Source organism: Rhizobium sp. 05N430, from assembly GCF_056396985.1.
Window position 1 is genome coordinate 59,031 of the sequence record NZ_JBFTMO010000012.1, and the last position, 23,534, is coordinate 82,564.

A 23,534-nucleotide genomic window follows, 5' to 3' on the forward strand; every position below is an offset into this window, starting at 1 on the left:
GCCGATACATGGCCTCCATCCGCCTCGATTGGGCTTTCCGCGTCCGCGCTGCGTGAGCAGTCACGCCGTGTTCCGCGGCGTCGTGCTGCCCGCTTCTCCTAAATCGAGGTCCCATGCGCCAGATTATCGCCACGCTCACATTTGCCCTCGGCCTGACCGGCTTCGCCGGTACAAGCCTTGCCGCCACGCAGTATCCTCTGACCCTCAACAACTGCGGGCAGCAGGTCACGTTCAAGAAGGCGCCTGAGAAGATCGTCTCGATCGGCCAGGGGATGACCGAAGTCCTGTTCTCGCTTGGTCTTGCCGGCAAGGTCGCCGGTACCGCCGTCTGGGTCGGGCCGGTCCTGCCGCAATATGCCGATGCAAATAGCAAGATCAAAAGGCTCGCCGACAACGATCCAAGCTTCGAGGCCGTCGTCGGTCAGGAACCCGATCTGGTCGCCGCCGAATTCGAATGGCATGTCGGTGCGCAAGGCTCTGTCGGCAAGCGCGAGCAATTCGCCGATCTCGGCATCAATACCTACATCGCGCCTGCCGACTGCGTCGCCAAGATCAATGCCGATGGCGGTGATGGCGTTCGCAAGGAGCTGTTCACGATGGACCTGATCTATCAGGAGATCGCGGAGCTCTCCGAAATTTTCGACGTCAAGGATCGCGGCGATGCCCTGATCGCCGATCTGAAGAAGCGTGAGGCTGCAGCCGTTGCCTCGATCTCGGGTGCCTCGGGCAAGAACCTGCCCGTTGTCTTCTGGTTCTCCAGCAAAGAGGTCAAGGGCGACGCCTTCATCGCCGGCAAGAACAGCGCTCCGGCCTATATTCTCAAGACGGTCGGCGCGAAGAATGTCGTCACGACCGAAGAGGAATGGCCGTTGGTCGGCTGGGAAACGATTGCCCAGGCAAATCCTGCCGTCATCGTCCTCGCGACCATGGACCGCCGCCGCTATGCCGCCGATGATCCGAAGGTAAAGATCGATTTCCTGGAGAGTGATCCGGTTACCAAGGAACTCGAGGCCGTCAAGAACAAGCATTTCGTGATGATGGACGCCCAGTCGATGAACCCGACGATCCGCACGATCGACGGCATCGAAACGCTGGCAAACGGCATCAAGACCTTCGGCCTTACGCAGTGAAAGTTGCCGCTTCCTGGCAACGCCGGTGGTGGGCGCTCGTTGCGCTCACCGCCGCCGCCGTTCTCCTCCTTGGCGTCATGATCAGCCTTGCCGTCTCGATCGGCGAGATTGCGATCCCAGTTGCGACAACCGCCAAGGCGGTTTCGAACCGGCTGTTTGGAACGGCGTTCGAACTCAGCCGCATCCACGAAGGCGTCATCTGGGACTACCGGCTCAGCCGCGCTTTGGCGGCGGCCAGTGCGGGCGCTTCTCTCGCCCTCTGCGGTGCCATCCTCCAGGCGCTTCTTCGCAACCCGCTCGCCGAACCTTACGTGCTCGGCATTTCCGCCGGCGCCTCGACCGGGGCCGTCTGTGTCATGATCCTCGGACTCGGCTATGGCGTTCTTTCGTTGTCGGGTGGTGCCTTTATCGGTGCGGTGGTGGCCTTCCTGCTTGTCGGCATTCTTGCGACAGGCACCGGGGGCTCCAGCGAACGGATCATTCTCTGCGGGGTTGCCGGCTCGCAGCTCTTCAATGCGCTCACCTCCTATATCGTCACGACATCCGCAAATGCGGAACAGGCGCGCGGCGTGCTGTTCTGGCTCCTGGGGTCGATGAGCGGCGTCCGCTGGCCCGATGTCTATCTGTCGGTGCCGATCGCGATCGCCGGCTTCGCCGCCTGCCAGTTCCACGCCCGCGCGCTCGATGCATTTGCCTTCGGTTCGGATGCCGCCGCATCGCTCGGCGTTGCCGTGCGGCGGGTGCAGATCGTTCTTTTCGGCATCACCGCGATCATGACTGCGGCCGTCGTCAGCATGGTCGGTTCTATCGGGTTTGTCGGCCTCGTCATCCCGCATGCCGCCCGCTTCATCGTTGGCCCGTCCCACAGCCGTCTCCTACCGGCCACGGCGCTCGGCGGTGCGATCTTCATGGTCGGGGCCGATATCGTTTCCCGGATCATCATCACGCAACAGATCTTGCCGATCGGTGTGGTCACCGCGCTTTTCGGCGCCCCAGCTTTCGCGATCATCCTCTATCGCGTCGGGAGAAGTGCATGAGCATCTCCATCGATACCGTGTCCTATTCGGCCGGCGACACCTTAATCATCGATGGCATCACGCTATCGGTGACCCCAGGTAAGGTGCTTGGTCTGCTGGGCCCGAACGGCTCGGGAAAGTCCAGCCTGCTGCGGCTAATCTGCCGCCTGCGCCGCGTCGATAGCGGCGTTATCCGTCTCGGCGAGGACGACGTCGCCATCCTCTCTAGAGCCAGTCTCGCCCGGCGCGTTGCTCTCGTCGAGCAGCAATCGGCAACCGATACGCCGCTGACCGTGCGTGACGTCGTCCAGCTCGGGCGCACGCCGCATCGCGGCCTGCTTTCTGCCTGGGATGCGGGAGATGATGCGGCCGTCGACATGGCCCTGGAGCGGGTCGACATGAAACACCGCGCCGGACAGATATGGCAGACACTTTCCGGCGGGGAGCGTCAGCGCGTCCATATCGCGAGAGCTCTGGCTCAGACGCCGACCGAGCTCCTGCTCGACGAACCGACAAACCACCTCGATATCCAGCACCAGCTCGAAATTCTATCCCTCGTGTCGAAACTCGGGACGACCTGCATCATTGCCATGCATGATCTCAATCTCGCAGCGATGTTCTGCGACAGCCTCGCCGTGCTGCAGAAGGGTAAAGTGGTTGCATTAGGAACCACATGGGAGGTTTTGAACGAAGATCTGATTGCCCGCGTCTTTGGCGTCCGGGCGTATGTCGAGCAATCGGCGGTGCACGGCCGCTACAACATTCAATATGCGATAGACTGAAGATGGCCTTGAGCCGCTGCCTGAGGTTCATGGAGAATTGCCGGCGCGCGCAATTGGGAGTGTTGCGCCAGTTTGCCGGGATGGCATTTCACTGGAAGTTCGCTACAGTAGATCCCGATGAACTGGAGCATGGTCATGACCGAACGTCGTCAGCTTCCTCTGCATCCCGTCTCAACGGGTGCCGCGGCAGCCTGGATTGCCATGACAGCGGGCTCCAGCGTCGTCCTTAGTCTCTATTTCGCATGCGTCACGCCCTTCGTTGCGCTGTCGGCGGTTTCCGCCATGGCGCTTCCGCGGCAAATGGCGATCTATGCGGTTCTGCTCGCATGGCTGGGCAACCAGGTGGTGGGTTATCTCATTCTCGGCTACCCGCAGGCCTGGGACAGCTAAGCCTGGGGTCTCGCCATCGGCGTGGCTGCTGCTACCTCTCTCCTGGCGGCATTTGTTGTTATCAGGCTTCAGACCGGCATCTTTGCTATGGCTGCCGGCACGTTTCTGGCTGCCTTCGTGGTGTATGAAGGCGTCCTCTTCGCAGCGACGTCCGTCCTGCCATCGGGCCAAGGCGCGTTTTCTATTGCCGTCATTTCGCAGGTGCTGGTGATCAACGCTGCCGCTGCTGCCGCTCTTGCGCTCGCCCATTTTCTCGCCGCGGCCTTGCGGCTGCTGTTTGTCACGGCAGACGCACCGATGCTGCGATAGAGCGCTTTCATCGGCAACGGGCATATGTGGTGTCGGCGTGTCTCTTCCGGTGATTTGTTCTTCCGTCCGGTCGTGGCGGGCAACGGTTTTTCAATCTGAACCGCGACCTTGAACGGATCTGTGTTTCAGTCCGTTCGATCGTCTCTATGCTGGGCTCTTCGACGCGCCCCAGAATACGAGGACTTTCATGACGGCCCTGAACGACGCCAACCCATCCGGCAGTGCGCTGCCTGTGCTTGATATCTCGCGGTTTCACGGCCGGGAACGCGAGGCTTTCGTCGCAGAGCTTCGCCATGTGCTTCATGATCACGGCTTCTTCTATCTCACCGGGCACGGGGTCGAGCAGGCTTTCATCGACGATGTCATTGCCGCGTCCAAAAGGTTCTTTGCGCTTCCGATGGACGAGAAGCTGAAGATCGAGATGATCAAGTCACCGCATTTTAGAGGATACAATCGCGCCGGGCAGGAACGCACGCGCGGCGAACAGGATTGGCGCGAGCAGCTCGACATCAACACCGAAGGTACGGCTGCGAAGATCGGTCCCGCCACGCCGCCATGGAAATGGCTTCAGGGCCCGAACCAGTGGCCGGAAGCCCTTCCTGAACTGAAACCGCTTCTTCTCGCCTATCAAGCGGAAGTGACAAGGATCGGCATCGATATTTTGAAGGCCATCGCTGTTGCGCTCGACCAGCCGGAAGATGTCTTCGCCGGTATCTACGATCCGCAGCCGTCGCAGCTTCTGAAGATCATCCGGTATCCGGGCCGGGATGTCGCCGAGACCGATCAGGGCGTCGGGGCACACAAGGATGGCGGCTTCGTCACCGTTCTTCTCCAGGACAAGACGCCCGGCCTGCGCGTCCGCACAGAGGCCGGTGATTGGATCAGCGCCCCGCCGGTTCCCGGCACCTTCGTCATCAACACGGGCGAACTCCTTGAACTGGCGACAAACGGTTTCGTCCGTGCAGACGTTCACGACGTCGTCGCACCACCCCGTGGCGTCGAGCGGTTCTCCGTGGCGTTCTTCCTGGGCTCGCGTCCCGATGCGACGATACCGGTGATCGAGCTTCCCGAAGCGCTTCGCAGCAATGAGCGTGGCGTGACCGCGGATCCGCTGAACCCGATCTTTCGCGAAGTCGGGATCAATCAGCTGAAGAGCCGCCTGCGATCTCATCCTGATGTCGCTCAGACCCACCATGCCGATCTGGCGAAATCAATTCTCGGATCGTAGCCCGCCCGAAGCCGGGCTGGCAACACTTCCAGTTTCCTAGATGCCGGAACCATCGAGGTTCTGATGGTCGTCGCCCGCCCAGGGCGCCGGCATCGAGCTGCGTCCGAGATTTGCGGAAGGCATCGGCATCCAGCACTTCAATTCCGGTTCGGCATATTCGATGATCTGCCCGGGCGAGGAATCCGACGCGCGCCAGCCTTCGCCGCCAAACTGATCGCCATTCGACCAATAGGCGAGATCGACTTCCGCCGATCCCTGTTCGGACGGACGGATCGTCACCAGAATCCGGCTGCCGTCTCTCGGCGCTCTTGCCATCTGGCGCCAGCGGTCCAACTCTTCCACCGTTTTCTCCTCCTGCCTTGATACGCTTGTAAATGTCGTCCTGACATCGGGAACGGTCAACTTAAACTTTCAGCAAAACCGGCGAACCGATGCCAACTTCCAGGGATAGGCCGCGCGCCCCAGAAGATGCTGGCCTTTTCGTATTTCAGGCGCTAGCGCTGTGGCTCAGACGAGATCGAGCATGAAAGGGCATTTGAATGGTCGAGAGAATTGGCTTGGCGGCGCGCTGGAGCGACGCAGTGGTCGTCGGAAACCTGATCTTCCTCGCCGGCCATACGGCTGAAACCACCCGTGGCCAGCCGGTGCGGCTGCAGACCGAAGATGTTCTGGCCAGCCTCGACGATACGCTGGCGCAGGCGGGCGTCAGCAAGGAAAATCTCGTCAGCGTCACCATCTACCTCTCCGACATTTCGGGGTTTGACGAGATGAATGCGGCTTGGGATGCGTGGGTGCCGGTGGGACATGCGCCGGCTCGTGCAACGGTCGAGGCCAGGCTGGCTTCGCCTGACCTCTTCGTTGAAATGACGGCGATCGCGGCGAAGTAATCGCCCCGTCAGTCTTGCAAATCAGATGCGCGATCAGCGGGCACTGAAGGCGACCTTGGCGATCTCATTGGCCAGCTGGTCCTGTGTGTAGGGCTTTCCAAGCCTTGCGACGTCCAGATCGACCCCTGGGGGAAGTTCCGCGTAGCCGGACGCGATGAGGATCGGCAGGGCCGGCGCGATGGCGCGCACAGCTCTCGCCAGATCGCCGCCGGTCATGCCGGGCATGGAATAGTCGGTGATGACAAGATCGAAGGCCGATCCGTCACCGAAAAATTCCAGCGCCTCCGTTCCGGAATGGGCTTCGACGACGTCATGTCCGAGATCCATCAGCATGTCGGCAGAGCTCATCGCGATGAGAAGGTCGTCATCGACAAGCAATATCCGCTTCGGCCCTGACGCATTGCTGGCGGCCTGTGGCGGGATGACGATCAATTCGGGCTGTGCAGCGCTGGAGATCGATACAGGTATCCACAACTCGGCCGTCGTGCCCTTGCGAACTTCGCTGGTCAGTTTGAGGTCGCCCTTCAGCTGGGATGCAAGGCCATGGATCATCGACAGGCCGAGACCGGTTCCCTTGCCGAGCTCCTTGGTAGAGAAGAACGGCTCGATTGCCTTTTTCAGGGTCTCCTCGTCCATTCCGTGGCCCTGGTCGGCGACGGAAAGGATGACATAGCTGCCAGCCGCGAGCTCTGCCGTCCCGGATATCTGCTCGGATTGTCTAAGTTCGATACGAATGGTGCCGCCGTCCGGCATAGCGTCACGGGCATTGACGGCGAGATTGAGCAGCGCCAGTTCGACCTGGTTTGCGTCTGCGGAGACGAGGGGAAGATCATCCGGCACCACGGTTTCGACAACGATAGTCGAGCCGACGGAGCGCTTGAGAAGGTCTTCCATGCCAAACACCAGCGCCCGCATATCGACCGGGTCGATGCGAAGATCCTGCCGCCTGGAAAAGGCCAGCAGACGCTGAGTCAGCGACGCGCCTCTCCTGGCGCCCTGCTGGGCGCCATCGATCAGGCGCAGCGCCTTGGCGTCGTCTCCCGCATGTTTGCGCAGAAGTTCAAGATTGCCGAGAACTGCCATGAGAAGATTGTTGAAATCATGCGCGACCCCGCCGGTCAGCTGGCCGATCGCCTCCATCTTTTGAGCCTGCCGCAACTGTTCTTCGGCGCGCTCGCGCTGGCTCACCTCTGCCATGACGACCGCGTGCGCCTGTTCCAGCTCGCGGGTGCGCTCGGCGACACGCTCTTCTAGCAGCTCGTTCAGCTGCCGCTGGTGTTCCTCCGCCTTGAGGCGGTCGGTAATGTCAGCCGAAACGCCGACAAGTTTGATCGCCTTGCCCCACCGGTCCTTGTAGAGCTGCGCCCGGATTTCGGCCCAATGCACCGAGCCGTCTTTCCAGATTGTCCGGTACTCGATCGAATAATCCGCTCCGCTTTCGATCGTCGCCCGGACGGCGGTCTGCATCCGGCCGACATCCTCTGGGTGAATGATAGCGAGCAGATCGGTATACGAAAACGCATCGTCCGGGCTGCGTCCGAAAATCGCTTTGCAGGTCGCCGATGTGGTCAACTCGTTGGTGGTGAGATCGAGCTCCCAGGCGCCGAGCCGGCCGGCGCCAAGAGCGGTCTGCAGTCGGCGTTCACCCTCATCAAGAGCCTCGATCCGCGATCGTGCCTCATATTGCCGCCGGCGCCCGCGCATGGCGGAACGCGCCACGCTGATGAAAGTGGTCGCATGGAACGGGCGCTCAACGAAGCTGACATTTCCGAGCACTTCCGAGAGCCGGGCGGCAGCCGGATTGCGTTCGGGGCCGCCACCGCGATTGGTGAGGATGATGAAGGGAAGGTCGGACCAGCTCGGCTGCACTTCGATCCAGGCGGAAACGGCGCGCAGATCGGCGGAACGAAATGCTTCCTCGGTGATAACGGCAAAGGCGACAGCGTCGCCAAGGTTGGCGGCAAAGGACGGCAGATCGAACACGATCCTTGCCTTGATGCCTGCCTCCTGCAGGAGCGACGCTGCAATTTTCGAATCCCGGCCGACTGGAGCGTAGATCAGGCCGATGGTATCGCTGTTAGGAATCGGTGCCGTCCTCATCTGACAATGGAAGGAGCGGCTGTCTTTCTCCAACAAAATTCGGGACGCCGCGTAGTACGCCCTGGAACCCCGAAAGTGGTTCGCCAAGCGACAGTCCGGCATTGGAAATTCGAAATTCGCGGATGGTATCCTCGTGCGGTCCGGTTCGCTTCTTGATCACGGAGACCGCGCGGCGCACCTTGCCCAAGGCCTCGAAATACCGGAGCAGGATGACGCTGTCGGCGAGATAGGTGACATCGACGGGCGACTTCATGTCGCCGACAAGACCATGCTGGGCGACGGTCAGGAACGTATTGGCGCCTTGCCGGTTCAGATATTGAAGCAGCTCATGCATATGCAGAATGAGGGCGTTTTCCTCCGGCATCGCGGCCTGATAGCCGTTGATGCTGTCGATAATGACCGTTTTTGCGTCATAGCTCGCAACCCTGTCTCTGACACGCTGCGTAAACTCTCCCGGTGAAAGTTCGGCCGCATCCAGCTGCTCGATATGGATAGACCCATCGTCGCGCATCTTTTCAAGATCGATGCCCATCGACTTTGTTCGTGCGAAGAGGAGTCCCAGCTCTTCATCGAAAATGAAGATCGCGGCCCTCTCGCCCCGCTGCACCGCCGCATTGACGAATTGCAGGGTAAACAGGCTTTTGCCGGTACCAGCCGGGCCGATCAGCAAGGTGCTGGATCCTCGCTCGATGCCGCCGCCCAGAAGACGATCGAATTCGCGCAGCCCGCTGGAGAGAGTGGTCCGCTCGAACCCGGTCTTGTGCTCGACAGCGCGCAGGCGCGGGAAGACTGCGACCCCACCGGTTTTGATGACGAAGTCGTGGTAGCCGCCGCGGAACGACTGGCCGCGGTACTTGATGACCCTGAGGCGGCGGCGCTCCGACCCATAGTTGGGCGCCAGCTGCTCAAGATGGATGACGCCGTGGACGACGCTGTGCACGGTCTTGTCGAGGCTATCGGACGTCATGTCGTCGAGCAGCAGGACGGTCGCATCCGATCGCGAGAAAAAGTGCTTCAGCGCCAGAATCTGCCGGCGGTAGCGGAGCGAACTCTGCGCCAGCAGGCGGATTTCCGACAGGCTGTCGATGACGACACGCTGAGGCTTGATCCGCTCGAAGGCCTCGAAGATCAGCTTGGTCGTTTCTCCAAGTTCCAGGTCCGACGAATAGAGCAGGCTTTGCTGCTGGTCGGCGTCGAGCAGACTTTCCGGCGGCACGAGTTCGAAAATCTCGACCCGCGAGTCGATCTCCATACCGTGCGACCTGGCGCAATCACGAAGCTCCTCATCGGTTTCGGAGAGGCTGATGTAGAGACAACGCTCGCCGAGTGCGGCACCCTCGAGAAGGAACTGCAGCGCGATCGTCGTTTTCCCCGTGCCGGGAGATCCTTCGAGCAGAAATACATGTTTGCGGGTAAACCCGCCGGCAAGCACATCGTCGAGGCCCTGGACGCCAGTCTCTGCCTTGCTCATCAATACCTTATCCATGCTTCCTCCGAATTCGCTAAAATAGTTAGGGCGGATAGCACATGGAAACAAGGCGGTAGCCGCGCACGAAACCGGGTGTCATCGAGGCGCAGGCGCTACTGATTTCGGGCAGCACTAGCGGGTGCCGCGAGCGTCGAGACGTTTGGCCGGCCGCCGCATGCCCGTTTCAGGGCTGCGGCGGCTAGCGTCCGTTTACTTGGCGATCTTGTCCTGGGTCTTGGTCTCGAAGTCCGAGGCATCGTGCCGCTCGTGCAGCTGTTCGGACGGGTCGCCATGGACGCGGTTGACCATCCGGCCGCGCTTGACGGCGGGGCGTTCGGCGATCTCCTGCGTCCAGCGCTGCAGATGCTTGTAGCTTGCGACGTCGAGGAACTCGCCGGCCTCGCCATAGGCCTTGCCCTGCGCAAGATTGCCGTACCACGGCCAGATCGCGATGTCGGCGATCGAATATTCGTCGCCAGCCATGTATTTGTTTTCGGCGAGCTGGCGGTCGAGCACATCAAGCTGGCGTTTGACCTCCATCGAGAAGCGGTCGATGGCATATTTGATGTGGATCGGTGCATAGGCATAGAAGTGACCGAAGCCGCCGCCGAGATAGGGCGCGGAGGCCATCTGCCAGAAGAGCCAGTTCATGGTCTCCGTCTGGGCCTTGTGATCTGCCGGAAGGAAGGCGCCGAACTTCTTCGCCAGATAGAGCAGGATCGATCCGCTTTCGAATACCCGGGTCGGCTCGGGGGTCGAATGGTCGAAAAGAGCAGGGATTTTCGAGTTCGGATTGACGTCGACAAAGCCGGAGCCGAACTGGTCGCCGTCACCGATCCTGATCAGCCAGGCATCGTATTCCGCGCCTTGGTGGCCGAGCGCCAGCAATTCCTCAAGCATGATGGTGACTTTGACGCCGTTCGGCGTGGCGAGCGAATAGAGCTGCAGCGGATGCTTGCCGACCGGTAGAACCTTGTCATGGGTTGGCCCGGCAATCGGCCGGTTGATATTGGCGAACTGGCCTCCATTGCCCTTGTCCCAGGTCCACACCTTGGGGACTTCGTATCCTGCCGGAAAATTGTCGGCGGGGTTCTTCTCTGCCATTTTATCGGTCCTTTTCAATCGGCGCATTCTGGTTCGGCTTAAGAACCTAACGACAAATGTCACGCTTTCAACTGCTTAACGACGGATATTGCTGCAAAGCGGCAAATGGGCGCTGGCGAAGAGAACAGGAGAGGGAAGGGCGTCCGTGCAGCCCTGCCTGGGAGACCATGCAGCGGCACCATTCGCGCGACGGAAGATGTGCCCGCAGGGCGGGCACATCGGTTTTCATCTGAAACTCAGGCCTTGAAGAAAGCCAGGAGGTCGGCGTTGATAACGTCGGCATGGGTGGTTGCCATGCCGTGCGGCAATCCCTTGTAGACCTTCAGCTCGCCCTTCTTCAGAAGCTTCGCCGAAAGCAAGGCGGAATCGGCGATCGGTACGATCTGATCGTCGTCGCCATGCATGACAAGGACGGGTACGTCGATCGTCTTGAGGTCGTCGGTGAAGTCGGTCTCGGAGAATGCCTTAATGCAATCGTAATGGGCCTTGGCGCCGCCCATCATGCCCTGGCGCCACCAATTGTCGATGACCCCTTCGGAAACCTTCGCGCCCGGCCGGTTGAAGCCATAGAAGGGACCGGCAGGAATATCGTGGAAGAACTGCGCGCGGTTGGCGACCAGCGCGGCGCGGAAGCCGTCGAACACCTCGATCGGCAGGCCGCCCGGGTTCTTGTCCGATTTCAGCATGATCGGAGGAACGGCGCCGAGCAGCGCCGCCTTGGCAACGCGGCCGCCACCGCCATGCTTGGCGACATAGCGCGCAACCTCACCGCCACCCGTCGAATGGCCGACATGGATGGCATCCTTCAGATCGAGATGCTTGGCGAGTTCGGCGACGTCGGATGCATAGGTGTCCATATCGTTGCCGGTTGCCGTCTGGCTGGAGCGGCCGTGACCCCGGCGGTCATGGGCGATGACACGGTAGCCCTTGTCGAGGAAGAACAGCATCTGGGCATCCCAGTCGTCTGCACTCAGCGGCCATCCATGGTGGAAGACGACCGGCTGGCCCTTGCCCCAGTCCTTGTAGAAGATCTGCGTGCCGTCCTTGGTGATGAAGGTATTGCTGCTCATCGTACTGTTCTCCTTTGGCGATTGCTTGGTCTTGGCTTCTGCGTTTTGGGCAAGCGGAATGGCGGCCGCGGCGGCGAGGCCCAGTCCGGCGGCCATCACGCCGCGGCGGGTTGCTTGAATGTCAAACTGGCTCATCTCGGATCTCCGTATTATATGTTTCGCAATATTTATTATCGCGATAAACAAAAGCTAACGCCTCACTCCGCGCTTGTCCAGAGAAATAATTATCGCGATAATATTTTTTGCGGTATATGGAGCGAGGACGACTGGAGATTGCCTATGCCACTGCCTCTCGATAACCAGCTTTGCTTTTCGCTCTATGCCACCAGCATCGCCATCAACCGCACCTACAAGCCGATGCTCGACGCGATGGGCATCACCTATCCCCAGTACCTGGTGCTGAATGCACTGGGCGAGGATGACGGCATGACGATCGGCGCCATCGCCGAGCGGCTGTCGCTGGAATCGAGCACCGTCACGCCACCGGTCAAGCGGATGGAGCAGGCTGGCCTTGTCGCGCGGCGGCGCAGCAAGGAAGACGAACGGCAAGTCCATGTCTGGTTGACGGATGCCGGAAAGGCTCTGCTGCAGCAGAGCAATTGTCTCGGCGAGACGCTGCTGGCCCGTTCAGGCCTATCGATGGAAGGCATTGGAGCGCTGAACGAGGACGTCAAGCGGCTTCGCGCCGCGCTGACGAGCGAAGAATAGCGGCATCGAGAACAGCTGGGGCTTGAGCCGCCTACGCAATGCGAGGCAGCCCAAGCGAGTCTCGACAATTGTTTGTCGTCACGGTAGCCGGCGCTACTCCGCCGCCAGCCGCGCGCCGGTCCGCCGGTAGGTTGCGCCCGGATGCGGGGCCACGAGCGTCGGCCCCTGGCCCCCCAGCTTTTCGCGAAGCGTGCCCTTGCGGTAATCGGTCTTGTAGACGCCGCGCCGCTGAAGCTCGGGGACGAGAAGATCGACGGCATCCTCGAAGCTCTCGGGGGTCACCGCGTAGGCGAGGTTGAAACCGTCGACGTCGGTATCCTCGACCCATTCCTGCATCAGGTCGGCGACCGTCGATGGCGAGCCGACGAAGACCGGACCGAACCCGCCGATGCCGACCCAGTCGGCCATCTCGCGCACTGTCCACTCCTTGTTCGGATCGATGGTGGTGAAGGTCTCGACTGCTGACTGCACCGCGTTCGTATGGCGATGGCGCAGAACTTCGTCCGGGCCGAACTGGCCGAAATCGATGCCGGTCCATCCCGAGATCAGGGTAAGGGCGCCTTCGAGCGAGGCATACTTCCGGTATTCGTTGAACTTGCGTTGTGCCTCCGCGTCTGTCTCGCCGAGGATCACGGTCTGCAGGTTGAAGGCGAGAATCTCGCGCGGATTGCGTCCGGCGCGTTCGGCCGCCTCGCGGACATTCGCGACATAGCGCTTCAGGACAGGCTTGGAGGGGGCAGCAACGAAGATGCATTCCGCGTGTGCACCGGCAAAGTCCTTGCCGCGGCTGGAGGCACCCGCCTGGTAGAGAACCGGCGTGCGCTGCGGCGATGGTTCGCTAAGATGGATTCCGGGCACCGTGAAATGCTTGCCGGCATGATTGATCGGATGGACCTTTTCAGGATGGGTGAAAATGCCGGCATCCCGGTCGCGCACCACGGCGTCATCTTCCCAGCTCCCCTCCCAAAGCTTGTAGCAGACGTCGAGATATTCATCGGCGAGATCATAACGGTCGTCGTGGTTCGTCTGCGCCGGCTGGCCGATATTCAGCGCGCCGCTGTTAAGATAGGAGGTGACGATGTTCCATCCGACCCGGCCCTTCGTCAGGTGGTCCAGTGTCGAGATCCGGCGGGCGAACGTATAGGGGTGCTCGAACGACAGCGAGGCCGTCAGGCCGAAACCCAGATGCTCGGTGGCGTAGGCCATGGTTGGAATGATCTGCAGCGGATCGTTGACCGGAACCTGTGCGGAATGGCGAAGGGCTGCATCGACATTGCCGTTCAGCACGTCGTAGACGCCGAGCACATCAGCAATGAACAACCCGTCGAATTTGCCGCGCTCCAGGGTCTTTGCCAGATGCACCCAGTAATCGAGATCCTTGTAGTTGGCGGATTTGTCGCGTGGATGCCGCCAGAGACCTGGCGACTGATGTCCGACGCAATTCATATCGAAGGCGTTCAGCCTGATTTCACGTGTCATACGATTGTTCCTGAAGCGGCGGCCGATCGATGTCAGGCCGCGGCGGTTTTCCGGTTGATGAAGCTGAAGGCCAGCACCGCAAAGATCAGCGTTCCTGTCGCGACCTGCTGCCAGTAGAAATTGAGGCCGGTCAGGAGCAGGCCGTTGGCGACGACGCTGAGAAGCAAGACGCCAAGGACGGTGCCGGGAATGTTGGGGCGGCCGAGCGGCGAAAGTGTCGTGCCGATGAAGGTTGCGCCGATGGCATTCAGAAGAAAGGCATTGCCCGAGGAGGGGATGTAGACGGTGACCGTCGCCGTCAGCACAAGGCCGGCGATCGCGGCGATCACGCCTGCCAGGATGAAGGTCGCACCGACGGGTATGCCAAGGTTGATCCCGGAATAGCGAACCACGCTTGGCTGGATGCCGATCGACAGCACTACGCGTCCGAAACGCGTCCAGGCCAGGATCGCGGCCGATGCGGCGATGACAGCTGCGGCGATCACCAGCGGCACCGGTACGCTGGCGATCGTCCCGTGCCCGAGAAACCGGAACGCATCAGGGATCCCTGATGGCGGAAGATAGACCGGATTGCCGCCGTTGGTCAGCAGCTGCTGGATGCTGCGGCCGATGAACAGAGTGCCGAGTGTGGCGAGGAAAGGTGCCACGCCGATGACGGAAACCAGTACCGCATTCACAGCGCCGACGAGTGCGCCCGCGGCGAGCCCGGCAAGGGCGGCCAGCGACACAGGCTCGCCAGCGAGCACGAGGGAGACGAAGGCGAAGCTTGCGAAATCGACCGCCGTGCCGACCGAAAGATCTATACCTCCGGCCGTGACGGCGAATGTCATGGCGATCGAGACGATCGCCAGCAGCGTGAAGTTATTGACCAGGATGCTCTGCAAGTTGCCGACGGTCAGAAATGCCGGCGCGAGGATCGAGAACAGCGCGAAGACCCCAACCAGAGCCGCGATCAGTCCATAGCGGGCAAGGTTAGCGATCGACCCTTCGGCGAGTTTCAAGCCGGACATATCAAGCCTCCCGTTTGCGCAGCAGGGTTGTGGCCGAGACCACGATGAGGATGAGAAGACCCTGGACGCCGCTGACCAGTGTGCTCGGGAGGTTGAGAAGCTGGAAGCCGTTAGTCAGGAAGCCAACGAACAGCGCCGAGATCAATGTGCCCGGAATTGTTGGAACCAGACGGCGCGAGAACACCGAGCCGAGAAGTGCGATGACGACGACGGGGAGCAGCGCTTCGCCGGAACCGGTAGTGCTGCCGCTGAGATAGGAGACCGAGAGAATGCCTGCCACCCCGCCGCACAACCCGCTGGCAATGAAGGCGCCTGCGAGCAGGCGCTTGACCGGCAAGCCGGCGGCCCGCGCAGCATCCGGAAACTCGCCGACTGCATAGAGCCGCAGGCCAGCCGGCGTGTATTGGATGATCGCCCCGGCAAGGGCGGCAAACCCGAGCAAGATATAGGCAAGGAACGGGATGCCGAAGCTGTCTGACGAGGAGATCGCCGTCAGGAAATCGGTCGATGCCGGAACGACGGTATTTTGCGTCAGCACGAGCTCCAGACCGGCGGCTATATTCATCACGGCGAGTGTCGCGAGCAGCGGCACGATGCCTGCGAGCACCACCGCGGCTGCGTTGACCGCACCAATCGAAAGGCCGGTCAACAGTGCTGCGCCGGCAGCAGCCGGGTCGCTGAAACCCAGCTGGATCAATGTCGCGTAGACTGCGGCGCTGAGGCCCATATTGGCGGCAAGAGAAAGGTCGATGCCGCCGGTGACGACATTGGAGCCGCCGGCGATCAGCACCACCGTCAGGCCGATTGCCAATATCCCCGAAATTGCCGATTGGCCGAGCACATTGCCAATATTGCCGACAGAGAGGAAATAAGGTGCGGTGAGTGCAAATGCGGCCAGTATGACTGCGAAGACGAGCAGCGAGCCGAAACGGAGGATCGCCGCCGCCGAGGTGCCGCCGGTGCGCGGTACATCGGCGAGATAATCCGGGGAGGGAGCGAGCTGGATATCAGCCGACATGATGCAATCCTTCCGAAGCGCCCGTCGAGATCGCGAGCACTTCATCGGTTGTGGTTTCTGCTGAGGCGAGTTCACGGATCAGCCGTCCGCGGAAGAACACCAGAATGCGATCGGTGATGCCGACGAGCTCGGGCAGGTCGGAAGACAGCACGATGACGCCCGCGCCGCGCGCCGCAAGCTCGCCGATCAGCGTGTAGATCTCGACCTTCGAGCCGATGTCCACACCGACTGTCGGCTCGTCGAGCAGATAGACTTCGGAATGGCGGCTCAGCCATTTTGCGATCGCTACCTTCTGTTGGTTTCCGCCCGACAGGGTGCGTACCAGCGCATTCCCGCCGACCGTCTTGATCTGCAGGCGCCGGATCAGGTCATCCGTGTCGCGCCGCTCGCCGGCCAGCTTGAGGAAACCGAAGCGGCTGTAGCGCGACAGGCTCGGAAGCGTGATGTTTTCTGTGACGCTGAGGTCGAGGCTGACGCCGTTTCCGCGCCGGTCCTCGGGAACGAGCGCGATATGGCTCTCGACCGCTGCCGAAGGGCTCTTCGGGTCGATGGTCCGTCTGCCCGTCTTGATCGTGCCGTCTGCGGCGCGCTGGAGGCCGAAGAGCGACCGGATGAGATCCTTGGCGCCGGAGCCGAGAAGCCCGGTGATGCCGAGCACCTCGCCGCGGCGCAGGGTGAAGCTGACATTGTCGAAGCGGCCGGGCGCCGACAGGCCTCGAACGTCCAGAATTGCGTCTCCGACTTCGACCTTGCGCTTGGGGAACATCTCGCCGATATCGCGTTCGATCATCAAGCCTGCGATCGTCGTGGCAGGTGCCTCACTAATCGGTAGGGAGGCGACGCTGAGCCCGTTGCGCAGCACCGTCACATGATCGCAGAGGTCTTCGATCTCGTTCAGATAGTGGGAGATGTAGATGACGGTCACACCTTCGTCGCGAAGGCGGCGGATCAGCCGGAAGAGGATATCAGCTTCGCGCCGGATGAGGGCAGCAGTCGGCTCATCGAAGACGAGAACCTTCGGCTTGTGGAGCAGCGCCCGCGTGATCTGCACGATCTGCCGTTCGGCCGTCGATAACTGGCTGATCAGCGCATTTCTTGGCAGATTGATGCCGAAATAATTCGCAAGCAGTTCCTCGGCGCGCTTCTGCATCGCCCGGCGATTGAGAAACGGAGTTCGCGCGATGCGCCTCTCGTGACCGAGAAACAACGCCTCGCCGACCGTGAAGGTTGGAACCAGCAGCCGGTCCTGGTGGATGAAATGGATGCCGAGTTCGTCGCAGAGATGCGGCGTCAGCCTCTCGTATGGCTTGCCATCGACCTCGATCGAACCGCCGTCCGGCACGTGGAAGCCGGCAAGGAGCTTGATCAGCGTCGATTTTCCGGCCCCGTTCTGGCCGACAAGGCCGTGTACCGTGCCGCGCCGGACGGCGAGCGATGTTCCGGCCAGCGCCTGCGCACCGCCGAAGCGTTTCACGACCCGGTCGAAGCGAATGATGATATCGCCGGTTTCAGCTGTGGGCGCCACTGCGGATGCACTCATGTTGGATTGTTCCAGAATTCGGAGCGCGGACCCTCCCGCAATCGAAAGGGTCCGCCTCAAGATCAGCCGATGCCGAGCTTCTTGATGATGTCGGAGACATTCTCCTTGTTGGCGAGCAGCGCCGGGACATAGCTTTCGCGCGGCAGCGTCTGGCCCGACAACAGCTTGGCGACGTTGCGAATGGCGACGCGGCCGATCTCGGCCGGTTGCTGCGCCGCGTCGGCGCCGGCGGGCGACTTCGGATCGGCAACGAGCTGCAGAACCTCGGGGCTGCCATCGACACCGTAGGTGCGGATTTCATTGCGTCCGGCGGCTGCGATCGCCTGGGTGGCGCCAAGCTGCGGGATATCCCAGGCAGACCAGACGGCCTTGATCGAGCCCTTCTCCGGATACTTGTTCAGAATCGCGGTGATCTGCGTGAAGGCGTCCTGCACGGTGTTGGGGATGACGTCCCGCAGTTCGGGCTGGATGATCTTTACCTTCGGGAAATACTTGACGACGTTGACGAGCTGGTCGTAGCGGATGGCGCAGGGCGTCACGCCGTAGAAGCCGTTGAAGACGACGATATTGCCTTCGCCGCCGATATCAGAAACCAGCTGCAGCGCCAGGTCTTTGCCGATACCCCAGTTATCCGAAGTCGTGTTGTTCAGCGAATTCGTCGAGCCGACATCGACGGTCAGGACGGGGATCCCGGCATCGCGCGCCTTCTTAAGCCACGGATCGATGACGCTCAACGTCCCCAGGATCTGCACGAGCGCGTCTGGCTTCTGAGCAACAAGCGTCTGCAGCTGGGCGATCAGCTTGCCGTCGTTGCGGCCGGCGTCGACGGCGATCGGCTCGCCGCCGAGACGCTTCACCTCTTCGATCTGGGCATTGTAGACCTGCAGATCGAAGTAGTGGTCGGTGCCCGTCGCGCTGATGGCGACCCGCTTGCCCTTCAGCGAGAGCGCTGCATCATCGGCGCGCGCTACCGGCGCCGTCAGCAGGCTGGTACCTGCAAAGGTCGCTCCTGCGACCGCTGCAAACTTCAAGATTTCACGGCGTCCAAGGCCGTCCCCAATTTCCTTAGTCATGCTCATATCCCTCAATTTCAATAGTCTACAAAATATATGGAAAGAAACGACAAAGGAGGTACGTTATTCCAAAAGTTCAGAGTGTTGGCGAAAATTTGGCGGGCCGGGCAGGGCCGTTAGCGATCAGCATTGCGGCCCAAGCCGAAGGTCAAAGCCAGTGCGCCGACCAGCACGGCGCCCTTGACGAAGTCCTGCGTATAGTAGGGCGCATTGAGCATCGTCAGCCCGTTGAGCAGGACGCCGACGAAGACGGCACCCGCAATGGTTCCAAGCACATTCGGCCGGCGCAGGTTAAGAACGGCAAAGCCGATCAGCGACGCGGCAACGGCATCCATCAGCAATGAACCGCCTGATGAAACATCGCCGCGCCCGACACGTGCGGCAATGACGATGCCGCCCAATGCGGCGAGTGCTCCCGATATGACGTAGGCAAGCGTCTTCAGCCGTATCGTTGAAGCACCGGCAAGCCGCGTCGCCAGTTCATTGCCACCGGTGGCAAAAAGCAGGCGGCCTATGCGCGTGTGTTCGGTCAGCACGTATAATGTGACGGCTACGGCTGCCATCAGCACGACCGAGACAGGCAATGTGGCGAAAAGGCTGTATCGGCCGATCATCAGGAATGCCGGATCGAAGGCGCCCGATGCCTTCGATCCGTCGGGCAGGATGAGCCCGGGAGAAATCGAGCGGCCAGCAGTCGGAATAAGCTGCAGGCCAGACAGCAGAAACATCATGGCGAGCGTCGCCAGGAGATCAGGCACCCGCAATCTGACGATCAGCAAGGCGTTGATCAGCCCGACCGTTGCCCCAAATGCCAGCACCAGCGGCACGGTGATGAAGGCATCGAGCTGCCAGACGATCATCGCGTAGCTTGCCGCCATGACGCTGGAGGCGGCGATGGCGCCGATCGAGAGGTCGAAGCCGCCGACGGCCAGCGTCACCGTAACGCCCGCGCCGAGAATCGCGACGACCGAGACGGCTTGGAGGATGCTCATCAGATTGGCGACGTTCACAAAGGCCGGTTCGGCGATGCCGAAGCCGATCACCATCAGGCCAAGCAAGATGAAGACGGCACCGGCTCGCAGCGAGCGGCCAAGCGCCGTGGCACGGCCGGCAATACTTTGCCGCGCACGCTCCTTGCTCTGCGTTGCAAAGGCGTCATCGTCGATGCTGGTCATATCATTGGTCCATGCGTGGTGAGGGTTTCACTGACCGGAAGGAGTGTATGGCTGTCGATCGTCACAATGCGATCGGCCACCTCGAGAGCTTCTTCCGGATCCGATGTGGCAATCAAAGTGGCGCGGTCCCTGCGCGAGCGGATCGCCTTGATGATGTCGTGCCGTGCGCCGACATCGACGCCCTGGAAGGGCTCGTCGAGCAGCAGCAGCCGGCTCGGCTCGGCCTCCCAGCGGGCAAGAACCGCCTTTTGCTGGTTGCCGCCGGAAAGGGTCCAGACCGAGGCAAAGGGACCGGCAGCCTTGATGCCGATCCGGGAAATGGCGAGCGTCGCTTCCCGCGCTTCGCGCCCGCCCGCGATCAGGCCGAACGGATACCATTTCTTCAGATGGGGAAGACTGATGGTGGCGGCCAGCGAGTTTCCCGGCCAGGCGGCAGGCATGAGAGACGCGCGATGCCGGTCTTCACCCGCCATCGCAACGCCTGCCGCAATCCCATCCGCCGGTGACCTCGGGTGATAGGCTTTGCCATCGAGCTCCATTGTGCCGCCTGCAAAGGAGGCCGCGCCGAAGATCGCCGACAGAAGCCGGCTCTTGCCGGCGCCGAGCACGCCGGTAAGAGCCACGACCTCGCCTTCGGCGATCTCGAGATCGAACGGTACGCTCGACGGCAGCAGCCTGATATCGCGCATCGCCAGAACGGCTGGGCCAACAGCGTCTCGCGCCGCGGGCCGTGCCAGTTCGAGCTTGCGGCCGATCATGGTCTCAAGCGCACGGGAGAAGTCGATCGGCTGCGAGAAACCCTCGACGACCCGCCCGCCGCGCATGATGACGGCGCGGTCGGCAATCGCCCTCAGGTCGGCGGTTCTATGAGAGATATAGAGGATCGCCAGACCCTTTGCGCGCAAGCCGCGCAGGACATCGAACAGGCGCTGGCTTTCGTCTCCCGAAAGACTTGCGGTCGGCTCGTCGAGGATCAGCAGTTCGGCATTGTTTGCAAGCGCGCGTGCGATAGCGGCAAGCTGACGGTCGGCGGTGCTGAGATCGGCGAAGTCCCGGTCGAGCGGGAGGTCGAAGCCGGCAGTATCGAGAATGGCGCGCGCCTGCCTGCGCACGCTCCGCCGCGAGATGAAGAACGGCGCCGAGCCCTCGGCGAAACGGTTCAGAAGCAGGGTATCTGCGACCGTCAGCCCGGCCGCTCCGGCGAGATCGGTCGATTGATGCACGGTCACCACCCCGGCTCGCGCCGCTTCCGATGGCGTCTTCGGGGCGAACGGCCGGCCGTTCAGTTCAATCAGGCCGCTGTCTGCAGGAAATACGCCGGAGAGGATTTTCACCAGGGTCGATTTGCCCGCGCCATTGGCGCCCATCAGCGCAATGATCTCGCCGCGCTCGATCGACAGGCTCGCGTCGGCGAGCGCGACTGTGGATCCAAATCTGTGGGTGATGTTTTCGACGTGAAGAAGCGGCATCAATCATATCCGGGCTTTCGGGCCGGCATATTGGACCGCCGGGGGCGTCCCGTTCCAGGCAAGCGATTGCCCGTGCGGGCTGTGTTGCGAAACAAAGAATCTCCCGGGGCTCCGAAAATCGGATGATTTAATCTACTAAAAACATAGAGTTTATATCTAATAATTTCATGCGCCGCCGGGATCGTTCTGCCCGTCAGACGGTGCCTGCCATCGATCACAAGGACCGCGACGATGAAATCTCTTGCACGGCTTGCTTTTTCTGCAGCCGCCCTCTCCGCATCTCTCTCCTCCGCAGCCTTTGCCGGTGGCCTGAGCGGCGCCCCGGCTCCCTTCGACAAGGGCGGGGTCAAGGTGGCGCTGATCAGCTACATCTCCGCTGGCGATTTCTTCCAGGCCTATCAGGCCGGTGCCGAGGCGCAGGCGAAGGCACTCGATATCGATCTTCGCGTCTTCCCGGGGAGGCAGGACGCAGCCCAGCAGCGCGAGCAGATTCTGCAGGCGATCAATCTCGGCGTGGCCGGTATCGTCGTCGATCACGGCTTGCCGGAATCGCTGAGCGACGTCGTCCAGCAGGCAGTGGACAAGGGCATCAAGGTCGTTGCCTTCGACGTCAATCTCAACAACCCAAAGATCCCGCAGGTCGAACAAAGCGACCATGAGCTTGCCCAACTTGCCCTGAAACAGGCAGTCAAGGACAACGGCACCAGCTTCAAGGCGGGCTATGTCTACGTCGCGGGCTTCGCGCCGCTCGACCGCCGCAACGAGGTTTGGGACAAGTTCAAGGCCGAGAATTCAGGCGTCACCGAGAAGGCCCGGTTCGGCAATGTCAGCGACACAACGGCGACCTCGACGGCCGACCAGGCAAAGGCGGCGCTGACCGCCAATCCCGACATCAATGTCGTCTTCGCACCCTATGATGAGTTCGCCCGCGGCGTGAAGCTTGCGGCCGGTGACCTCGGCATCTCCGGCAAGCTGAAGATCTATTCGGCCGACGTTTCGACCGCCGACATCCAGGAAATCACCGAAGAGGGCAGCCCGTGGGTCGCAACGGTTGCGACCAATCCGGCCGTCGTCGGTGCCGTATCGGTTCGCGCTGCAGCCCTGCAGATCGCCGGGCAGGACGTTCCCCACCAGATCACCGTCAAGCCTGTGCTCCTGACGCAGGAGGGCCTGCGCGCCGCCGGTGTCAAGACGATCGAGGACCTCGCCCAGAAGATCCCGGAATTCAGCGCCAGCGATGCGGTGACCGCGAACTGGATCCCGGCCAAGCTTTTCTAGGCTGACATTCTCGATCTCCCGGCGGGGACTACGAGGCCCCGCCGGCTCCAATTTCATAGAACCGGAGTTTTCATCATGAGCCAGTCCAATGTCGTCTTTGCGGCCAACCGCAGCACGACGCGCGAGGACCTTTTTACCCGTGCGGAGGAGATCTCGGCCGATCTTTCCGCCCGCGCAGGCGAACTTGACCGCGACGGCCGTCCGCCGATCGGCGAGATCGTCAAGCTGAAGAACGCCGGCCTCCTGAACGCACTCCACGATGTCAAGACCGGCGGAGGCGGGCTCGATTGGGTGGACGGTTTGCGGCTGGTGCGTATTCTTGCACGCGGCGAAAGCTCCGTCGGCCAGCTGCTCGGCTATCACTACGTCAATAGCCAATATATCAACTGGGCATTCGATGAGGCCCGGGCGCAGGCACTGAGTTCCGAGACAGTGGCAAAGAGCCTCTATTGGGGTGCAGCGGTCAATCCGCGCGACCCAGGCCTCGTGCTGACGCGGCGCGGCAACGGCTATGTGCTGAACGGTCGCAAGTCCTTCTCCACGGCAGCGCACGTGTCCGACTATATCAATGCCAATGCCGCGCTTGACGACAAGATCGCCGGTTTTGCGGTGCCGACGAACCGGCCGGGATACAAGGCGAATGACGACTGGGACAATTTCGGCCAGCGTCTTTCCGACAGCGGCAGCGTCGAGTTTCATGATTTCCCCGTCTATGAAGACGATTTCGTCGCCGCACCCGCGCCGGCAGATGAGGCTCCGCCGGTGCTCTCGACCTTCAACACGCCGCTGATCCAGCTGGTCTTCGTCAATTTCTATCTGGGAACGGCAGAGGGCGCGCTGAACGCTGCCGTCGACTATGTCCGCACGACGACCCGCCCCTGGGTGACGTCGAATGCGGCCCGCGCTGCCGACGATCCCTATATTCTTGAAAGGGTCGGCGAGCTCACAGCGGCGGTCAAGGCATCGGCAGCACTTGCCGATGTCGCAGCCGCGGTGGTGCAGGAGGGGCTGGCGAAGGGGCATGCGGTGACGGCGCGCGAGCGCGGCGAGGCTGCCGCCGAAGCCTATGCCGCCAAGGTGCATGCGACCCATGTGTCGCTGGATGTCACCTCGCGGGTCTTCGAGCTGATGGGCGCCCGCGCGACGGCGGAAAAATACCGTTTCGACCGCTTCTGGCGCAATGTGCGAACGCACACGTTGCACGACCCGGTGTTCTATAAGGCCAAGGAAGTCGGAGAGTTCGTGCTGAACGGCCGAATACCCGACGTCAGCCTCTATAGCTGAGGTCATTGTTGTGAAA

At 61.6% G+C, this 23,534-nt stretch carries 20 protein-coding genes and 1 pseudogene; 9 read left to right on the forward strand and 12 right to left on the reverse strand.

Features of this window, described 5'->3' with window-relative positions; translation table 11 throughout:
- Window positions 1–113: 113 nt before the first annotated feature.
- The 5 genes and pseudogenes from AC1DJO_RS21895 to AC1DJO_RS21915 all read left to right on the forward strand — a co-directional run bounded on the left by AC1DJO_RS21895 (window position 114) and on the right by AC1DJO_RS21915 (window position 4,855).
- Window positions 114–1,130 (forward strand): ABC transporter substrate-binding protein, encoded by a 1,017-nt coding sequence (locus tag AC1DJO_RS21895; protein WP_112390027.1) that lies wholly within the window; start codon window positions 114–116, stop codon window positions 1,128–1,130.
- A complete protein-coding gene (locus AC1DJO_RS21900; RefSeq protein ID WP_310301273.1) occupies window positions 1,127–2,167 on the forward strand; it encodes a FecCD family ABC transporter permease in 1,041 nt (346 codons plus the stop codon). The genes AC1DJO_RS21895 and AC1DJO_RS21900 overlap by 4 nt, the downstream gene beginning before the upstream one ends.
- A complete protein-coding gene (locus tag AC1DJO_RS21905; protein WP_112390026.1) occupies window positions 2,164–2,928 on the forward strand; it encodes an ABC transporter ATP-binding protein in 765 nt (254 codons plus the stop codon). Before AC1DJO_RS21900 ends, AC1DJO_RS21905 begins: the two co-directional genes overlap by 4 nt.
- Window positions 2,929–3,063: 135 nt before the next feature.
- Window positions 3,064–3,627: pseudogene (locus AC1DJO_RS21910) on the forward strand (hypothetical protein).
- Window positions 3,628–3,814: 187 nt separating this feature from the next.
- Window positions 3,815–4,855, forward strand: coding sequence for an isopenicillin N synthase family dioxygenase (locus AC1DJO_RS21915; RefSeq protein WP_112390023.1), 1,041 nt, complete (start codon window positions 3,815–3,817; stop codon window positions 4,853–4,855).
- 36 nt (window positions 4,856–4,891) lie between these two features.
- On the opposite strand, the gene AC1DJO_RS21920 is transcribed toward AC1DJO_RS21915, so the two are convergent.
- A complete protein-coding gene (locus AC1DJO_RS21920) occupies window positions 4,892–5,197 on the reverse strand; it encodes a hypothetical protein (RefSeq protein WP_477972845.1) in 306 nt (101 codons plus the stop codon).
- A 197-nt stretch (window positions 5,198–5,394) separates the two neighbouring features.
- On the opposite strand from AC1DJO_RS21920, the gene AC1DJO_RS21925 reads away from it, so the two are divergent.
- Window positions 5,395–5,742: a RidA family protein gene (locus tag AC1DJO_RS21925; protein WP_112390021.1), complete on the forward strand. Its 348-nt coding sequence runs from the start codon at window positions 5,395–5,397 to the stop codon at window positions 5,740–5,742.
- A gap of 33 nt (window positions 5,743–5,775) precedes the next feature.
- Here the strand turns inward: AC1DJO_RS21925 and AC1DJO_RS21930 are convergent, their stop codons facing one another.
- The 4 genes from AC1DJO_RS21930 to AC1DJO_RS21945 all read right to left on the reverse strand — a co-directional run bounded on the left by AC1DJO_RS21930 (window position 5,776) and on the right by AC1DJO_RS21945 (window position 11,484).
- Window positions 5,776–7,842, reverse strand: coding sequence for a hybrid sensor histidine kinase/response regulator (locus tag AC1DJO_RS21930; protein ID WP_112390020.1), 2,067 nt, complete (start codon window positions 7,840–7,842; stop codon window positions 5,776–5,778).
- Window positions 7,820–9,328: an ATPase domain-containing protein gene (locus tag AC1DJO_RS21935; protein WP_112390019.1), complete on the reverse strand. Its 1,509-nt coding sequence runs from the start codon at window positions 9,326–9,328 to the stop codon at window positions 7,820–7,822. The genes AC1DJO_RS21930 and AC1DJO_RS21935 overlap by 23 nt, the downstream gene beginning before the upstream one ends.
- A gap of 192 nt (window positions 9,329–9,520) precedes the next feature.
- Complete coding sequence (gene yghU / locus AC1DJO_RS21940) at window positions 9,521–10,414, reverse strand: glutathione-dependent disulfide-bond oxidoreductase (RefSeq protein WP_112390018.1); 894 nt, start codon at window positions 10,412–10,414, stop codon at window positions 9,521–9,523.
- 236 nt (window positions 10,415–10,650) lie between these two features.
- Window positions 10,651–11,484, reverse strand: coding sequence for an alpha/beta fold hydrolase (locus AC1DJO_RS21945; RefSeq protein ID WP_310301395.1), 834 nt, complete (start codon window positions 11,482–11,484; stop codon window positions 10,651–10,653).
- A gap of 279 nt (window positions 11,485–11,763) precedes the next feature.
- On the opposite strand from AC1DJO_RS21945, the gene AC1DJO_RS21950 reads away from it, so the two are divergent.
- The gene (locus tag AC1DJO_RS21950) at window positions 11,764–12,192 is read left to right on the forward strand and encodes a MarR family winged helix-turn-helix transcriptional regulator (RefSeq protein WP_112390017.1); all 429 of its coding nucleotides are present in this window, start codon (window positions 11,764–11,766) and stop codon (window positions 12,190–12,192) included.
- 93 nt (window positions 12,193–12,285) lie between these two features.
- On the opposite strand, the gene AC1DJO_RS21955 is transcribed toward AC1DJO_RS21950, so the two are convergent.
- From AC1DJO_RS21955 to AC1DJO_RS21985, 7 genes are all read right to left on the reverse strand, one after another.
- A complete protein-coding gene (locus AC1DJO_RS21955; RefSeq protein WP_112446062.1) occupies window positions 12,286–13,671 on the reverse strand; it encodes an LLM class flavin-dependent oxidoreductase in 1,386 nt (461 codons plus the stop codon).
- A 32-nt stretch (window positions 13,672–13,703) separates the two neighbouring features.
- Window positions 13,704–14,681, reverse strand: coding sequence for an ABC transporter permease (locus tag AC1DJO_RS21960; protein WP_112390015.1), 978 nt, complete (start codon window positions 14,679–14,681; stop codon window positions 13,704–13,706).
- 1 nt (window position 14,682) lies between these two features.
- Window positions 14,683–15,699, reverse strand: coding sequence for an ABC transporter permease (locus tag AC1DJO_RS21965; protein ID WP_112390014.1), 1,017 nt, complete (start codon window positions 15,697–15,699; stop codon window positions 14,683–14,685).
- Complete coding sequence (locus AC1DJO_RS21970; RefSeq protein WP_112390013.1) at window positions 15,689–17,239, reverse strand: sugar ABC transporter ATP-binding protein; 1,551 nt, start codon at window positions 17,237–17,239, stop codon at window positions 15,689–15,691. Before AC1DJO_RS21970 ends, AC1DJO_RS21965 begins: the two co-directional genes overlap by 11 nt.
- 62 nt (window positions 17,240–17,301) lie before the next feature.
- Window positions 17,302–18,312, reverse strand: coding sequence for a sugar ABC transporter substrate-binding protein (locus AC1DJO_RS21975; RefSeq protein WP_477831555.1), 1,011 nt, complete (start codon window positions 18,310–18,312; stop codon window positions 17,302–17,304).
- Window positions 18,313–18,428: 116 nt separating this feature from the next.
- Window positions 18,429–19,487, reverse strand: a complete 1,059-nt coding sequence (locus AC1DJO_RS21980; RefSeq protein WP_112390011.1) for an ABC transporter permease — start codon at window positions 19,485–19,487, stop codon at window positions 18,429–18,431.
- Complete coding sequence (locus AC1DJO_RS21985; RefSeq protein WP_112390010.1) at window positions 19,484–20,956, reverse strand: sugar ABC transporter ATP-binding protein; 1,473 nt, start codon at window positions 20,954–20,956, stop codon at window positions 19,484–19,486. The genes AC1DJO_RS21980 and AC1DJO_RS21985 overlap by 4 nt, the downstream gene beginning before the upstream one ends.
- 231 nt (window positions 20,957–21,187) lie before the next feature.
- Between AC1DJO_RS21985 and AC1DJO_RS21990 the strand changes: the two genes are divergently transcribed.
- Entirely contained in the window at window positions 21,188–22,234 is a 1,047-nt protein-coding gene (locus AC1DJO_RS21990; protein ID WP_112539101.1) for a substrate-binding domain-containing protein, read from the forward strand.
- A 75-nt stretch (window positions 22,235–22,309) separates the two neighbouring features.
- On the forward strand, window positions 22,310–23,518 hold the full coding sequence (locus AC1DJO_RS21995) for an acyl-CoA dehydrogenase family protein (RefSeq protein WP_112390008.1): 1,209 nt from the start codon (window positions 22,310–22,312) through the stop codon (window positions 23,516–23,518).
- The last annotated feature ends 16 nt before the right edge of the window (window positions 23,519–23,534 follow it).